Source organism: Rhizobium sp. TH2 (assembly GCF_024707525.1).
In the GTDB taxonomy this organism is placed as follows: Bacteria; Pseudomonadota; Alphaproteobacteria; order Rhizobiales; family Rhizobiaceae; genus Rhizobium_E.
In genome coordinates this window covers 1,948,053-1,963,659 of sequence record NZ_CP062231.1, presented here as the reverse complement: position 1 = coordinate 1,963,659, position 15,607 = coordinate 1,948,053, and the positions used below count along the sequence as shown (strand labels likewise).

At 61.1% G+C, this 15,607-nt stretch carries 13 protein-coding genes and 1 tRNA gene; 3 read left to right on the top strand and 11 right to left on the bottom strand.

Annotated features, from left to right (window positions below):
• Window positions 1-45: 45 nt before the first annotated feature.
• The 10 genes from tatC to IHQ71_RS09835 all read right to left on the bottom strand — a co-directional run bounded on the left by tatC (window position 46) and on the right by IHQ71_RS09835 (window position 12,310).
• Entirely contained in the window at window positions 46-846 is an 801-nt protein-coding gene (gene tatC, locus IHQ71_RS09880) for a twin-arginine translocase subunit TatC (RefSeq protein ID WP_258161797.1), read from the bottom strand.
• Window positions 843-1,589 carry a Sec-independent protein translocase protein TatB gene (gene tatB, locus IHQ71_RS09875; RefSeq protein ID WP_258161796.1) on the bottom strand — a complete coding sequence of 249 codons (747 nt, stop codon included), beginning with the start codon at window positions 1,587-1,589 and terminating at the stop codon, window positions 843-845. The genes tatC and tatB overlap by 4 nt, the downstream gene beginning before the upstream one ends.
• A gap of 56 nt (window positions 1,590-1,645) precedes the next feature.
• Window positions 1,646-1,843 carry a twin-arginine translocase TatA/TatE family subunit gene (locus IHQ71_RS09870; protein ID WP_258161795.1) on the bottom strand — a complete coding sequence of 66 codons (198 nt, stop codon included), beginning with the start codon at window positions 1,841-1,843 and terminating at the stop codon, window positions 1,646-1,648.
• A 35-nt stretch (window positions 1,844-1,878) separates the two neighbouring features.
• A complete protein-coding gene (locus IHQ71_RS09865; RefSeq protein ID WP_258161794.1) occupies window positions 1,879-2,991 on the bottom strand; it encodes an ABC transporter ATP-binding protein in 1,113 nt (370 codons plus the stop codon).
• A gap of 42 nt (window positions 2,992-3,033) precedes the next feature.
• Window positions 3,034-3,738, bottom strand: a complete 705-nt coding sequence (gene scpB / locus IHQ71_RS09860) for an SMC-Scp complex subunit ScpB (RefSeq protein WP_258161793.1) — start codon at window positions 3,736-3,738, stop codon at window positions 3,034-3,036.
• Window positions 3,731-4,591 (bottom strand): ScpA family protein, encoded by an 861-nt coding sequence (locus IHQ71_RS09855; protein WP_258161792.1) that lies wholly within the window; start codon window positions 4,589-4,591, stop codon window positions 3,731-3,733. Before IHQ71_RS09855 ends, scpB begins: the two co-directional genes overlap by 8 nt.
• 11 nt (window positions 4,592-4,602) lie before the next feature.
• A complete protein-coding gene (nagZ, locus tag IHQ71_RS09850; RefSeq protein WP_258161791.1) occupies window positions 4,603-5,622 on the bottom strand; it encodes a beta-N-acetylhexosaminidase in 1,020 nt (339 codons plus the stop codon).
• Window positions 5,623-5,724: 102 nt separating this feature from the next.
• Window positions 5,725-9,150 carry an SPOR domain-containing protein gene (locus IHQ71_RS09845; RefSeq protein WP_258161790.1) on the bottom strand — a complete coding sequence of 1,142 codons (3,426 nt, stop codon included), beginning with the start codon at window positions 9,148-9,150 and terminating at the stop codon, window positions 5,725-5,727.
• A 113-nt stretch (window positions 9,151-9,263) separates the two neighbouring features.
• On the bottom strand, window positions 9,264-11,024 hold the full coding sequence (argS, locus tag IHQ71_RS09840; RefSeq protein ID WP_258161789.1) for an arginine--tRNA ligase: 1,761 nt from the start codon (window positions 11,022-11,024) through the stop codon (window positions 9,264-9,266).
• A 68-nt stretch (window positions 11,025-11,092) separates the two neighbouring features.
• Window positions 11,093-12,310 (bottom strand): deoxyguanosinetriphosphate triphosphohydrolase, encoded by a 1,218-nt coding sequence (locus IHQ71_RS09835; RefSeq protein ID WP_258161788.1) that lies wholly within the window; start codon window positions 12,308-12,310, stop codon window positions 11,093-11,095.
• A 148-nt stretch (window positions 12,311-12,458) separates the two neighbouring features.
• Here IHQ71_RS09835 and erpA point away from each other — a divergent pair, with 148 nt between their 5' ends.
• Together erpA and xth are read left to right on the top strand one after the other, a co-directional pair.
• Window positions 12,459-12,788 (top strand): iron-sulfur cluster insertion protein ErpA, encoded by a 330-nt coding sequence (gene erpA, locus IHQ71_RS09830; protein ID WP_258161787.1) that lies wholly within the window; start codon window positions 12,459-12,461, stop codon window positions 12,786-12,788.
• 80 nt (window positions 12,789-12,868) lie between these two features.
• Window positions 12,869-13,675 carry an exodeoxyribonuclease III gene (gene xth / locus IHQ71_RS09825; protein ID WP_258161786.1) on the top strand — a complete coding sequence of 269 codons (807 nt, stop codon included), beginning with the start codon at window positions 12,869-12,871 and terminating at the stop codon, window positions 13,673-13,675.
• On the opposite strand, the gene IHQ71_RS09820 is transcribed toward xth, so the two are convergent.
• Window positions 13,676-14,941 (bottom strand): hypothetical protein, encoded by a 1,266-nt coding sequence (locus tag IHQ71_RS09820; protein ID WP_258161785.1) that lies wholly within the window; start codon window positions 14,939-14,941, stop codon window positions 13,676-13,678.
• A gap of 577 nt (window positions 14,942-15,518) precedes the next feature.
• Between IHQ71_RS09820 and IHQ71_RS09815 the strand changes: the two genes are divergently transcribed.
• A tRNA-Leu gene (locus IHQ71_RS09815) sits at window positions 15,519-15,603 on the top strand.
• Window positions 15,604-15,607: the final 4 nt, after the last annotated feature.

The following is a 15,607-nucleotide window of genomic DNA, read 5'->3' as shown; positions in this document are numbered from 1 at the left end:
AGAACCAAGAATTACAAGGGAAAGAATACGGGCGTTTGCGCCGCCTCAGGTCGAGGCGGCTTCTTCTTCGGCCTTGGTTTGAGATCGGGTCTTTTCGATCATGCGTGCAGCGATGATGGCCACCTCGTAGAGCATGATGGTCGGAATCGCGAGACCGATCTGCGAGATCGGATCCGGCGGCGTCAGCACGGCTGCGACGATGAACGCGATGACCCAGGCATATTTTCGCTTCTCCGCCAGCGTCGTCGACCGCAGAAGCTGCGCCCGCACGAGCAGCGACGTGACGACAGGCAACTGGAACACCAGGCCGAAGGACAGGATCAACGTCATGATCAGGCTGAGATATTCCGACACCTTCGGCAGAAGCTGGATCGAGACCTGACCTTCCTCAGGCAATTGCTGCATGTTCAGGAAGAACCACATCACCATCGGCGTGAAGAAGAAATAGACCAGCGCCGCGCCAAGCAGGAACAGCAGCGGCGACGCCACCAGAAAAGGCAGAAACGCGGCGCGCTCGTTCTTGTAGAGGCCGGGCGCGACGAACTTGTAAATCTGGGTCGCGATAACGGGGAAGGCGATGACCATGGCGCCGAACATGGCGACCTTGATTTGGGTGAAGAAGAATTCCTGCGGCGCGGTGTAGATCAGCTCGGCGTTCTTGACGTCGAGACCTGCCCAGATGACGGCCGTCCGGTAGGGAACGACCAGCATGTTGAACAGCGGCTGCGCGAAGAAGAAGCAGACGAGAAATGCCGCGAAGAAGGCCACGACCGCCCAGATCAGGCGACGGCGAAGCTCGATGAGATGCTCGATGAGCGGCTGCGGCTTATCTTCGATCTCGGTCATGCATCACCCGCTTTCGCGGCCTTTTTTCTTGGCGCGGGCTTCTTGACCGGCGCAGCCGCCGCGTCAGACGACACGACGTGGACATTATGTTCAGTGTGCTTTTCTACCGGCTTGCGCCCCACCGTCTTCCTGGCGGGCGGCGGGAAAGGATCGGCTTCCACCTTTGCGGGCTCGGCCTTCTTGCGCGCCGGGGCTTTCTTCACCACTGGCGCGGGTTCGAGGGCCACGGGCTCCGATGCGAGCGCATCGGCTTTCGTCTGCAACGTGGCATCGGGCTTCTTGCGGCTCTTCTTGGGCTTGGCCTCCGATGTCGCCCCGCTGATCACAGGCATGGCGGCAGCGGGCGGTATCGGGCTCATGACAGGCTCGGGATTGATAACCGGGTCCGAAGTCAGTTCTCCGACTTTGGTGCCGGTGTCGGCCGATGCCTTGGGCGTGAAGTCGCTGGCCTTCTGCAAATCGGACTTGATGCCCTCGCCAAGCTGGCGGAGCGGGTTGATCGCGTCGCGCAAGGAATTGCTGGGGTTGAGCTTGCGGACCTCGTTGATGCCCTTGGTGACATCCTCGAGTTCGGCCTCGCGCATGGCCTGGTCGAACTGACCCTTGAAATCATTGGCCATCGAGCGAACACGCGTCGCCATCTTGCCGAAATTGCGCAGCATTCCCGGCAGGTCCTTCGGACCGACGACAATGATCAGAATGAGCGCGATGACAAGAATCTCGCTCCAGCCGACTTCCAGCATATCGAACTTCCCGGAAACAGCGGACGGACTCCAGGCCCGCCCGGTCTCAATAACGGTTACTTTACTTCGTCGGCTTTGTGATCAACGGACTTCGAGGCGTCAACGGGAGCGTTTTCTTCTTCCGCCATGCCTTTCTTGAAGTTCTTGATGCCCTTGGCAACGTCGCCCATCAGTTCCGGAATCTTGCCACGACCAAAGAAGATCAGCACGACCGCCAGAACGATAAGCCAATGCCATACGCTAAAAGAACCCATATGCTCTACTCCCAGTAAGAGGTGTTTGACCTGATCTAGTCGCTTATTGCGGCTTTTTCAAACACCAAAGTGTCACGTTCGTTAACCGACAGGGTCACGTCGCGCAATCCCTGCGGAATTATATCGGCGCGTATGCGCGCCCGCACCGGCTCGTCGCATCCCTGGACTGCGAGCGTGAAGTGATCGACGACACCCAGGAACCGCCTGGAAACGACCCGTGCAGGCACTGCGCCGCCTTCGGTCTCCAGCCTGATCCCCTGTAGGCGGATGGCGACATCGACGGCCCTGCCCTCGCCAATGGCACCGGCGGCGAAAGTGCCGAGGGGTGTTTCCGCCCGGCCATTGCGAACCACGGCTTCAAAAGAATTCACCTCGGAGAAGAACGATGCGACGAAAATATTCGCAGGCCGGCGGTAAAGGTCGTCCGACGTGCCCACCTGAACCAGCCGTCCGTGCTGGATCAGCGCGATACGGTCGGCCATGCGCATCGCCTCTTCCGCATCATGGGTGACGACAATCGCCGTCGCCCGTGCCTCACGCAGGATGGCGAGCGTATCGGCACGGATGGAATCCTTGAGCCGGGAGTCGAGCCCGGAAAACGGTTCGTCCATCAGCAGGACGGCGGGACGTGGCGCCAGTGCGCGCGCCAGAGCAACACGCTGCTGCTCGCCGCCGGACAGGACATGCGGGTATTTATCGGCGTAATGCGTGAGGCCCACACGCCCGAGCGCGTGCAGCGCCTCCGCCCGCGCCTCGTCCTTGCGCATCGCCGTCAGACCGAAACAGACATTGTCGAGGATCGACATATGCGGGAAAAGCGCGAAATCCTGGAACATCAGGCCGATACCGCGCTTCTCGGGCGGCAGGAACATCTCGGGGCCGGCAATAACCTGATTGTTGAGCAGTACCCGGCCGGAAGCCTGCGCCTCGATGCCTGCGGCAATTCTGAGAAGCGTGGTCTTGCCTGAACCGGAGGGGCCGAGCAGACACAGGACCTCGCCCGGCTCTGCTGTCAGCGACAGATCGGAGATCGTATCCTTGCCGTGATAGCGATGGACGATATTCTCGAATGTGAGCCGCGCGGCGAATGTCACACCCGCTGTTGTCCGGTTTTCCCTCTGTGCTGGTATGGTCTTGTCTTTCGGCAAAATGTCTTCTCGGTCTTTTGGCAGAACGCGCCAAAGACGAGTTTATTCCTCTTCTTTACCGCCCGGTGTCAATAGACCGAGTTCCTCGAGATCGAGTTGGGTGATCGGATCCTCGTCGGCATCGAACTCCTCATCCCTGGGAACCGGCATCGAGAGATTGGCGGGAATGCGGCCCGACAACATGCCGGCCGCCTTGAGTTCGTCGACGCCGGGCAGGTCGCGGATTTCCTCCAGGCCGAAATGATCCAGGAAGTCGCGCGTCGTGCCGAATGTCACCGGCCGCCCCGGCGTGCGACGGCGGCCACGGAACTTGACCCAGCCGGCTTCGAGCAGCACGTCGAGCGTGCCCTTGGAGGTCTGGACACCGCGGATGTCCTCGATCTCGGCACGGGTCACCGGCTGGTGATAAGCGATGATCGCCAGCACTTCGAGGGCCGCGCGCGACAGCTTCTTGACCTCATGCTCGTCACGCCTCAGCGCGAAGGACAGGTCGGTGGCGGTCCGAAACGCCCAGTGACCATCGATCGATACGAGATTGACGCCACGGGCGGCATAGAGCGTGCGCAGTGCCCTGAGAATGGCGTCGATATCGCTGCCCTGCGGCAGCCGCTCAGTGAGATAGTTGGTCGAGACCGGCCCCGCGGAGGCGAAGATCAGGGCCTCGACGGTACGCGCCGCATCGCTTGCCAGAAGTTCAGCAAGTGCTGGCCCGGCATGGTTGTCGTTATCCGGATCCGGCTCAGTCATGGCCGGACTCCATGGCGAGGATATCGGCATCGGTCAACGGCTTGGCGCCGGTGCGCATGTAGATCGCGCCGAATGCGCCATCCTGCCGGACCTCGATGCGCCCTTCCCTGACAAGTTCCAGCGTTGCGGCAAACGAGCTGGCGACCACAGTCGCACGCTCCTCGGGATCGGCGAGATAGCGTAGCAGGAAGCGATCGAGCGCGGTCCACTCTTTGAGCTCCCCTACCAGCCGCGCCAGCATCAGGCGCGCCTCCGCGAGCGACCAGACGCGCCTGCGGGCGATGGTGACGTTGGTCACCGCATTGCGTTGCCGGAGCGCCGCATAGGCCGACAGCAGATCGTAGAGATTGGCAGCATATTCCGAGTTGTTTTCCTCGGCGATGATCTCCGGCGCGCCGCGCGCGAAGAAATCGCGGCCCAGCCGGTCGCGGTTCACCAGCCGGCCAGCGGCCTCGCGTATTGCCTCAAGCCGCCTCAGCCGAAATGCCAGGGTCGCGGCCAGTTCCTCGCCCGAGGGGCCGTCATCCTTGGCGGGCTGCGGTATAAGGAGCCGTGATTTCAGGTAGGCGAGCCAGGCTGCCATCACGAGGTAGTCAGCGGCCAATTCGAGCCGGACACGACGGGCGCTCTCGACGAATTCGAGATACTGCTCGGCCAGCGCCAGCACGGAAATGCGGGTCAGGTCGACCTTCTGGTTGCGAGCGAGATACAAAAGCAGGTCGAGCGGGCCTTCGAAGCCGGCGACGTCGATGACCAGCGCCGCTTCGTCCCTGTTAGGTGTGGCGCGCTCGGGATCGCCCCAGAGCTTTTCGAGCGGTGTGGCATCCGGTGGGCCTGCGCCTTGCTCAGCCACCCGCTCCTCCTTCAGGCCATCGGCAGCAGCGAGGCGAATTCCGCCCGCACCGCTGCTTCGTCCGCGCCATCGATCTTATCGAACGCCGCCAACACACGAGACGCACGCTCACGGGATCTACCTTCGAGCGGCTTTGCCTGAGCGACCACTTCCAACATCTCATCCATCTTGCCGTTGCAATGGAGAACGATATCGCAGCCGTTGTTGGCGATGTCACGCGCCCGTTCGCCTAGGGTGCCCTTCAGGGCATTCATCGAGGAATCGTCGGACATCAACAAGCCGTCAAAGCCGATATAGCCGCGGATAATCTCCTCGATCACCTTGGCCGATGTGGTCGCCGGATTTTCGGGATCGATCGCCGAGTAAACCACATGCGCGCTCATCGCCATCAACTCGTCCTTCAGCGCGACGAACGGCGCGAAATCATGCGCCTTGAGCTCATCGAGCGCCGTGTCGACCACCGGCAAATTGTGATGGGAGTCGGCCATGCCGCGCCCGTGGCCCGGAATGTGCTTCATGACAGGCAGCACGCCGCCCGCCTTGAGGCCTTGAGCCGCCGAGCTGCCCATCTCGGTGACGATAGCGGGCTGCTTGCCATAGGCGCGATTGCCGATGACGTCACTCGCGCCTTCGACCGGAACGTCGAGCACCGGCAGGCAATCGACGTCGATGCCGAGCCGAAGCAGATCGAAGGCATGCAGGCGCGACATCAGCCAGGCGGCACGGGTGCCCTTTTCGCGGTCGGCCTTGTAGATCGCTCCGAGATCGGCGCCCGAGGGATAGCGCGGGCAGATCGGTTCGCGGATGCGCTGGACGCGTCCGCCTTCCTGGTCGATCAGGACAGGGGCGTGGCGCCCGCCATGCACCGTATCACGCAGGCTGGCGACAAGATCGCTGATCTGGTTGGCCTCGCCGATATTGCGGCCGAACAGGATGAAGCCCCAGGGCTGCACATCCCGATAAAGGGCTTTTTCGTCCGCCGTGAGTTCGATGCCGCCGACACCGAGAATGACTGCTTTTGATTCGCTCATGGACCGATCATAGGTTCTGGGGTGAAAAAGGCGATGACAAGCAAGCGCTACCAACAGAAAAGGCGGGCATTCCGCCCGCCTGATCCTCAAAATACGGCAGTATTATTTGGAAACGAGGCAGCTTCCGCCGGCCTGCTTGTACTGCGAGCAGAGTTGCTGGGCTTCCTGCTTGCTGCCGGCCGGGATACGGACGCGGTAGTAGGTGCCCTTGTTCTTGATTTCGGCGCGCTTGATATCGACGCCACGCCCACCGATCACATTGGCGAATTTGGCCGAAAGCTTGGAATAGGAGTTCTGCGCATCCGCCTCCGACGGCAGCGAGGCGATCTGGATCACATAACTGCCGGCTGGCAGGGCGGCTGTTTCAGCCGGCTTCTCCACGGGATCGATGGAGGCCACTTCCTGCTGCTTGGCGGCCTTGTCCTGAACGTTGCCCTGGTCGGTGACAGTACCCACGACGGTGACCGGCTGGTCAACCGGGCGGACTTCAGGAACCGGCATGATCTTCGACGTCTTGACCTTGCGGACAGGGGCGTCTGCGACTTCGGCATTGGCAGCGGCGGTGACGGCGCTGTCGTCGGCGGCCTGGCTATCAACCGGCTTAGCATCGGTGGTTTGGGTGTCCGTCGCCGGAATCGAGCGTTCAACCGGTGTCTTGACTTCAGACGTATCCGCCGGCTTTTCCTCGGCCACAACAGGCACCTCGGCGGAATTCGCGTCCGCGAGGGGCTGTTTTTCCACTTTCGCCGGATCGATCGTGTCAGCCTTCACGACTTCGGTCTCGGCCACAACTGGCGGCGTGATGGATTTCGCAACGTCCTCCTGGACAGGTGCGACCTTGGTCGTCTCGACCGCCTTTACCGGTAGCTCGGCAACTGCTGCGTTCTCATCGGCGGGCGCGAGCCTTTCCGGCACGTTCTCGATCGCCTTGGCGATATCATCGCCAGACGTATCGACCGGCGTTGCGGCATCCTGTGCGGCCTTCTTGGCGATCTTCATCAGCTCGGCGTCGTTCGTGACCTGCTGCTGGATATCCTCGGCGGTCTCCTCACGCGCCATCAGCGATCCGTCCGACTTGACAACCATGGTCTTGACCTTGCGGGGAGAAACGCCGCTGGTCACCCGTGACGTCGTGGTAACCCGTTCGCGCTCTTCCTCAGGCAGCAATCTGGGATCGATCGTGTCGTCCGTCGCCGTCACAGCCGCCATGGCATCGTCGTCCATCGGCAGATTTTCGGGCATCAGCGTGCGCTGGACCACATCGACCGGTTCCTCGGTGGAGGAAAGGAGGCTCTCCTGCTTGGCAACCTCCGTCGTCTCACCCGATACGCGGTCATAGACGGCCTTGTTCTGGTTCGGCACCTGCCTGCCGCCCTTATCATCAGGCACGACCTTTACGGGATCTTTGTCGGCCAGAATGATTTTCGGCTCGGACGATGTCAGCATCTTGGTCTCGCCCGACATGAAGGCCCACACGCCAGCGCCACCGAACAATACGATGGCGATGGCTGAGCCAGCGAGCAAGGCCCAGGTCCGGCGTCCACGAACGGCCTTGGTCCGGCGCCGGTAGGTGGGCGTCAGTGCGACGCGGTCGGGGGTACCGACATTGCGGTTTTCGGTGAACGAGCGGCGGAAATCTTCCTCCAAGGCGCGCTCGAACTCGTCGAGTTCCATCGCTGACGTTTGTGCTGCCGGCGCCTGCGCCGAAGCGAACTGTGTATCGCCCTGGCTTGCCTGCCGCACCGGCTGGTTCGGCGTCTGGCTCGCGGCGGCGCCAAAAAGATTGGCCATGTCGGCATCGATATCGAGATCGTATTCGGCGTGCTGGGCCGGCTTTTCCTCGTCATGGACGACCGGAATTTCCGGCACGTCCATTTCCGCAAGTGCCTCGACCGCATCCTCTTCCAATACGATCTGCGAGGGATCGAACGGAAGCGAGGAATAATCCTCCTGCGGCGCCGGTTCGGATACGCGCATCGCGTAAGCCTGCGCGCGTCCCATATCGGCACTGGCGATTTCCGGGGCATCGACGTCGGCATCGGCGACCTCGGAAAGCGCTTCGGGGCTCGCCGTCACATCGTCATGCAGTTCCGCAAGGTCGAGTTCGATATCACCGAAATCGAGTTCGAAGCTGTTTTCGTCGAAGGCAATCTCTTCGGCGGCCGTCTCTTCAGGCGCTGCCTGGTGCGGCGCATAGGCGAGCGGCGCCTGTTCGACAACATCGAATTTGGGCTCATCGGCTGAGGAAAGTCCATCGAGGACATTTTCAACATCGGAGACCGGCGGCTGGATCAGGTCATCGGGCGTTGCGGCCTTCGCCTGGACGCCCCAGCGACCAGTGGTGTCACCGACCGGATATCTCTCCACCTCGGCCAGCAGGGCATCGAGGCCGTAATCGTGTCCCATGGATTGCGAGGCGACCGGGGAACGGTATGTTTGGCTCTCGTCCGCGACCGGCGGTGCCGAATGCTCGACGGCCGGCTCCACGGCAGAGACCTGCGGCGCGTCATCGTCATATCCGCCATGGAAAGGCGATGGCGCAATGTCTTCGATTTCGGCGGATTGCTGCACCGGAGCGGCATCGAATTCCGTATCAGAGAAATGCTGGCCGGATGCGGCATCGCTCATGTCGTCGCTGTCGAGCACGATATCGGCGGTCACGGCTTCATGGCGGGCGCTGGATTCCTGCTCGACGTCCGCCCAGTAGCTGGCGTCATCGACAGTGAAATCGGCCTGAACTTCCGGCTCTTCGTAAACAGGCGCAAATGCCTCATCTTCAGGCTCGACCACTTCGGGTGCCGCAACATATGACACGGCCGGTGTCTCGCCCTCGACTGCGTTTTGCGCCTCGAAGTCTTCAGCCTGTTCCGGAGCGGCGGCATATGCCTGCTCGTTCTGGACGTCGCGATCGTCATGGGACGGCTCGATCGCCAATTCGGGCACTTGGTAGAGAAGGAACGGATCGGCTGCGGCCGCTACAGGTTCGAGCTCGACAACAGCCGGCTCTTCGAATGACGGTTCCTGGCGGATGACTTCGGCCGTAACGGGTGCGACCGATGGCTCAGCTGTGGAAACATGGCGCGCATCGAACGCCGCGAACTCGCGCAGAATCTCGTCTTCCAGATCGAAGACGGGGTGAGATTCCGGGCGCACAGCCTCCTGATCGACGGCAAACTCCGTCGGCTTTTCAACTTCATGCAGCACAAAGGGAGCGAGATCAGGAACGACGTCGGCCTCGACATCCGGCAGGTAATCGACTTCGGGTTCCGGTTCGAATTCCGGCTCGGCGGCAGGTGGCGCCACGAACATTGGCTCCGCAGAGGGAGCGGCGGCAAACACAGGCTCCTCGACCGGCGCGTGGACCGCGACCGGCTCAGGTGCTTCGTATTGCTCGAATTCCTTGAGCAGTTCGTCTTCGAGATCGAACTCGGGTTCGCGGCGTTGTACTATGGCGTGCGGCTTTATTTCAGGCACAGGATCGAAACCGACAATGCGCGCGAGTTCCGCCAACGGATCGTCTTCGTTCAAGAAGTCTTCGCCCGTGTCCCGCCTTAACAACAGCTTATTGTCTGCCATTACCCACCACTCAATGTACGCCCGGAGGCCGGAGTTACCAGAGCATTGTGGGGAAAAGGTGACGCCTATCGCATTTCTTCCGGAGCAGAGGTCCCGGTTATTGACAAACCGGATTTCAACACCGCAGCGACTGCGCGCACCAGCCCAAGCCTGGCCATAGTCAGTTCTCGGTCATTATCCTTAACAAAACGTAAGTCGGCGTTTTTATTGCCCTTGTCATAGTGCGAATGCAATGCATTTGCCAGATCGTAGAGATAATACGCGACCCTGTGCGGCTCCATGGAAGCCGCCGCCGACTCGATCAATCTCGGGAATTCTGCCAGTTTTGCGACAAGTTGCAACTCGGTAGGATCATTGACGAGTTCTTGGGCCTTCGCGGCGAGTACTTCATCGTTCAGATCGAGGTCCGGAAATGCTTCCAGCGCCCGCCTGAAAACCGTCCGGCAGCGTGCATGTGCGTATTGCACATAGAAGACCGGATTGTCTTTCGAAGTATCCGTCACCTTGGCGAAGTCGAAATCCAGAGGTTCCGAATTCTTCCGGTAGATCATCATGAAACGCACCGCGTCGGAGCCGACTTCATCGACCACGTCACGCAGCGTCACGAAGTTGCCCGACCGCTTGGACATCTTGAATGGCTCGCCGTTCTTGTAGAGCTTGACCAGCTGGCAGAGCAATACTGTCAGCTTCGCCCTGCCCTCGGATACCGCCTTGGCGACGGCTTCCAGGCGCTTGACGTAGCCGCCGTGATCGGCGCCGAGCACGTAGATCATGTCGGTGAAGCCCCGATCGTACTTATCCTTGAAGTAAGCAACGTCGGCGGCGAAATAGGTGTAGGTGCCGTCGGACTTCACCAGCGGCCGGTCGATATCGTCGCCGACCTCAGTGGAACGGAACAGCGTCTGCTCGCGATCTTCCCAGTCCTCGGGAAGCTGCCCCTTGGGCGGCGGCAGCGTGCCGCGATAGACATGTCCCTTGTAGGTCAGGTCGTTGATCGCCTGCAGAATCGGCCCGCCATTGCCGGCATGCAGCGTCCGTTCCGAGAAGAACACGTCGTGATGGATGTTGAGGGCCGCGAGATCCTCGCGGATCATCGCCATCATCGCGTCGATCGTGCGATCCTTGATGATGGGCATCCATTCGGCCTCGGTCATGCCGCGCAGCTTCGAGCCGAATTCCGCCTTCAGCGCCTCGCCAACCGGCACGAGATAGTCGCCCGGATAGAGCCCTTCCGGGATCTCGCCGATCTTTTCGCCGAGCGCCTCGCGGTAACGCAGGAATGCCGAGCGCGCGAGAACGTCGATCTGCGAGCCTGCGTCGTTGACGTAATATTCCTTGGTGACGTCGAAGCCCGCGAACTGCATCAGGTTGGCGAGCGCATCGCCGACCACGGCGCCCCGGCAATGGCCGACATGCATCGGGCCGGTAGGATTGGCCGAGACATATTCCACATTGGCCCGGCGTCCAGCACCTGTCGAAGACTTGCCGAAATCCTCGGCATTGCGGATCACGGATGCGAGCAGGTGCCGCCAATAGGCGCCCGCCAGCTTGATGTTGATAAAGCCCGGCCCCGCAACCGAGACCGCCTCCACATCGTCGTCGGCCTCGAGATGGGGAATGATCTGTTCGGCTAGCGCGCGCGGATTCATCCCCATGGCCTTGGAGAGGATCATGGCGGCATTGGTTGCGAGATCGCCGTGGGAGGCATCGCGCGGCGGTTCGACCACGAGGCGGCCGAGATCGGCGACGTCGCGCTTGTCCTCGGGAATGACCTTATCGGTCAGGATTGCCTTGATCCGGGTCTCGAAGTCCGCAAACAAATTCATGTCAAAGTCCTTTTGCCGGCTACTGCGCCGGCGCCATTCTCGTCAATGCTGACTGATTTCGCGGCTGCCTAGCGCAAATCAGGAGTCTGGTCAAACAGCCGGTTGTGGGCGGATATGGCGAACGTATCGGTCATACCTGCAATATAGTCTCCGACGTGACGTGCCTTGGCCGCTTCCGGCATGCGCTGGATATGATCGTACCAGTAGTGGCTGCGCATTTCGAGCGGATCGGCCATGAAGGCCTGATAGAGATCCGTCACGATCTGCGCCGCACCTGCCCGTATCCGCATGATATCCGGATTGCGATAGATACGGGTAAACAGCAACTGCTTGATCTGCCGATCCGTGACCGCCATCTCATCGGAGAAATGCGCGAATGTCAGGCCGGCGGCGCGCACCTCGGCAGCGCTTTCCGGACGGACGTCCCTCAGATGCCCCTGTGACACGCCGATCACGTCCTCGACCATGCGGGTGATCTGCCGCCGCATCATCTCATGGGTAAACCGGCTCGTCTCCAATCCCGGATACTTGTCGTGGACTTCGCGCATCAGGCCGGCGAGGAAGGGCACGTCCTCCAGCATTTCGAATGTCAGGTAGCCCGAGCGCAGGCCGTCGTCGATATCATGGGTGTTATAGGCGATGTCGTCGGCGATCGCCGCGACCTGCGCCTCCAGGCTCGCATGGCTGGCGAGTTCCAGATCGTGCCGGTCATTATATTCGAGGATCGGCAGGGGAACCTCGCCGCGCGTCCCCTCGCCCTCGGCGTCGAGCAGCGGGCCGTTGTGCTTGACGAGGCCTTCGAGGCTTTCCCAGGTCAGATTCAGGCCGTCGAACTCGGCATAGCGGCGTTCGAGCTTGGTGACGATGCGGAGCGACTGGGCGTTATGGTCGAAGCCGCCATAGGGTTCGAGCACCGCATGAAGCGCATCCTCGCCGGTATGGCCGAAAGGCGTGTGACCGAAATCGTGGACCAGCGCCACCCCCTCGGCGAGGTCCTCGTCGAGCTTCAGCGCCCGGGCCAGCGCGCGGGCGATCTGGGCGACCTCGACGGTGTGGGTGAGGCGCGTGCGGTAATGATCGCCATCGGCGGCTATGAAGACCTGCGTCTTGTGCTTGAGGCGCCGGAAAGCCGTCGTGTGGACGATGCGGTCGCGGTCGCGCTGGAAATCGGAGCGCGTCGGGCTTGAGGGCTCGAGATAGAGCCGGCCGCGCGTCGCCCATGGATCGGCGGCATAATTCGCCCGCTCTCCCACGCCGAAACCCAGTGCCTGGCTGTCGATTGTCATATCCTTGATATTCCCACCCATTGACGGCAAACGCGCGCATTCATACCTATAGGATTGCGTCAATGAAAGCGTGAGATCATCAGATTCGCACGCCAAACCGGCGCAGACCACCGCTCGACGGACCTTGAACCCGCCTGGAGAGGACAATATGACGGAAAATATCACGCTTACCGACGCCGCGGCACGGCGAATCGCCACCATCCTGTCGAAGGACGCTGCGAAAACCGCGCTGCGCGTTTCGGTGGAAGGCGGCGGCTGTTCGGGATTCTCCTACAAGTTCGACCTTGTCGGCGAAGGCCTGGAAGACGATATCGTGCTGGAGAAGGACAAGGCCCGCGTATTGATCGACTCCTTGTCGCTGGTCTATATGGAAGGCTCGGAAATCGACTTTGTCGACAACCTGATGGGCCAGTCTTTTCAGATCAAGAATCCGAATGCCGTCGCAAGCTGCGGCTGCGGCACGAGTTTTGCCATTTAGCTCTTCATTCTTTACGCAATCCCGGACGGAAAACCGCTTCACACTTTTCTTGGAATTGCTCGAATAGGAACCCGACCCCGATGAAGATCGTCACCTGGAACATCAACGGGGTCAGGGCCCGCATCGAAAATCTCGTCGCGTGGCTGAAGGAATCCGATCCGGATATCGTCTGCCTGCAGGAAATCAAATGCCAGGACGAGGCGTTTCCACGCGCCGACGTCGAGGCTGCCGGCTACCATGTCGAGACGCATGGCCAGAAGGGCTTCAACGGCGTCGCGATCCTGTCGAAGAAAAAACCTGATGAGGTCAATCGCGGCCTGCCCAATATCGGCGGCGAGGATGAGCTGGATGAGCACGCACGCTTCATGGAGGCTGTATTCTCGACGGAAAAGGGTGTCATCCGGGTCTGCACGATCTATCTGCCGAACGGCAACCCCTCGAGCGATCCGGTCAAATATCCCTACAAGCTCAAATGGATGGCGCGTCTCGAAGCTTTCGCTCGCGATCGGCTGGCGCTGGAGGAACCGCTGGTTCTCGCCGGCGACTACAATGTCATTCCCGAACCGCACGACTGCTGGGATCCCAAGGTTTGGGAGACCGACGCATTGTTTCTGCCGACAACCCGCAACGCCTTCCGCCGGATCGAGAATCTCGGCCTCACCGATGCGGTGCGCGCCACCACCGACGACGCGCCGGCCTATACGTTCTGGGACTACCAGGCCGGCGCATGGCAGAAGAATTTCGGCATCCGCATCGATCACCTGATGCTGTCGCCCGAGGCGGCGGACAAGCTCGTGTCCACCGGCATCGAGAAGCATGTGCGATCGTGGGAAAAGCCCTCCGACCACGTGCCGGTCGCCGGCTATTTCAATCTCGAATTTGCCTGATCAGCGCAGGAACAGCAGGTCGCAGGCGAAGATAAGCCCATAGGCGTGGATCGCCAACGCGGCGTAATAGCCGAAGCCCGCGAACAGCCGCTCGCCGCCCGTCATATCATCCAGTTCCTCGCGCATCTTCACCGATGCGCGGTTGGAAAGGCTGAGCAGCGCCATCACCGCCAGACCGCCGAACAGGGCCTGCGAGGGGATGCCGATGCGCCAGCCGGCCCACAGGATCGCCGCCGTGACCAGGAAGGTGCCGCCGAGAAGGCCATCCTGGGTCGGAAACACCTGCCGCAGCACCTGCCCGCCATCGAACCGCGACATCGGCAACAGGTTGAGCAGATTGAAGGCCGACAGGATAAGCAGGAAAATGAGGATATAGCCGGCGATCGGCTGATGCGCGAACTGGGCGAGTGCCATGGAATGTGCCGCCGCCAGCACCGGCACCAGGAATGCCGAAAGTCCAGCACCCATCAGCGCGCAGGCGGCGACTTCGAAGCGGGAATTGTAGGGCCGGCTGCCGATCGCAAGCCCGCCGAGCAGCGGAATGAAGATCATCCGCACAGTCTTGTGGCCGAAGGCGCGATAGGCCGCGAGGTGGCCGAGTTCGTGGAGCGCGATCACCCCCGTGAGCATCGACGAGAATACCAGTCCGTCCGCCGACAGGCCGAAGAATGGCCAGAGCACCAGCGTCGAAATCACAGCCATCAGCATCTGCGTGCCAGGATTTTCGAACAGGCCGGTCTGCTCGACCTTGCCGGTCGCGAGCCAGCCCTCTAGCGCATTGAGCTCGCGGCGCAATGCGAAGAAGCGGAAAACATAGAAGGCAAGACCGCGATAGCGGTCGGTCTGCTCGATCACCAGTTCGGTGCCGCCAGGAGCCTCGCCGACCATGCGCCGCTCGGTATAGTTCCGCCAGAAGGATGCGTCGAGTGCGGAATCCTCCACCACCCGGGCATCATACGCGTGGCTCCACGGCCCGCTGACTTCGGCCACTTCCAGCGTGCGGCTGATCGGGTTGCCGCGGCGATCCGAATGGGCGAAGCGCTGCACCACCTTGCCCGTCGCCGCGCCCGGTTCGCTCGATATGACCTGGGGATACCAGAGAGCATCGCGACCCAGTGGATGCACAGCCTCCCAGATGCGATCCGGTTGGTCATGCAGCACCCGGCGCATGCGGATCGTCCTCAGCCCGATCGGGGCTGCCATCAACAGCCAGATCAGGCCGAGATTGGCAATCAGGAGGATCAGGGCGGGGATTGAAAGCGTCATGGAAAGTCCCGGAGCTCATCGGATCGACAAAGCGGATCAGAAGGCGACCCTAAGACTTCGTCATTAAGAATTAACCCTCTGACTTCGCTAAAATATTAAGATTCTGCTTCTATTGTGGACCCTGTCGATGTGAACGCTTTCTGAACATCCGGTTCAGCCTGGAATCAGCCAATCGGATTATAGTCGGATCATCGAATAACCGGGGCGTATCGGGCGTCTCATGTACAAGTGTGTATCTACCAGGACCGAGGTCATGACGGAGTTGATTGCTTTTGCGCTCGTATCGCTGATCACCGCATCGGTGGGCGCGACGCTGTTTGGCGCGACGGCATTGGCCGCCATTTCGTAAACTGATTCCGGAACAGGGCGTAACACGCTCGTTCCATTCAGGTTTTTCAGCCCGGCTCGTGCCGGGCTTTTTGATTCCGGCGCCTGGGATTTGCCCATTTCCCCCGCCATTCACGCACTTTCCGACCTCTATCCACTGAGTTGGGAAAAATATTCGTTTGCGCCCTTGTGTGCCCAGAATCCTTTTGCTACATGCTGCGCCGCCGGACACGTTCGGTACTACCACGATGCGGTCGTGGCGGAATTGGTAGACGCGCAGCGTTGAGGTCGCTGTGGGGCAACCCGTGGAAGTTCGAGTCTTCTCGACCGCACCAACTC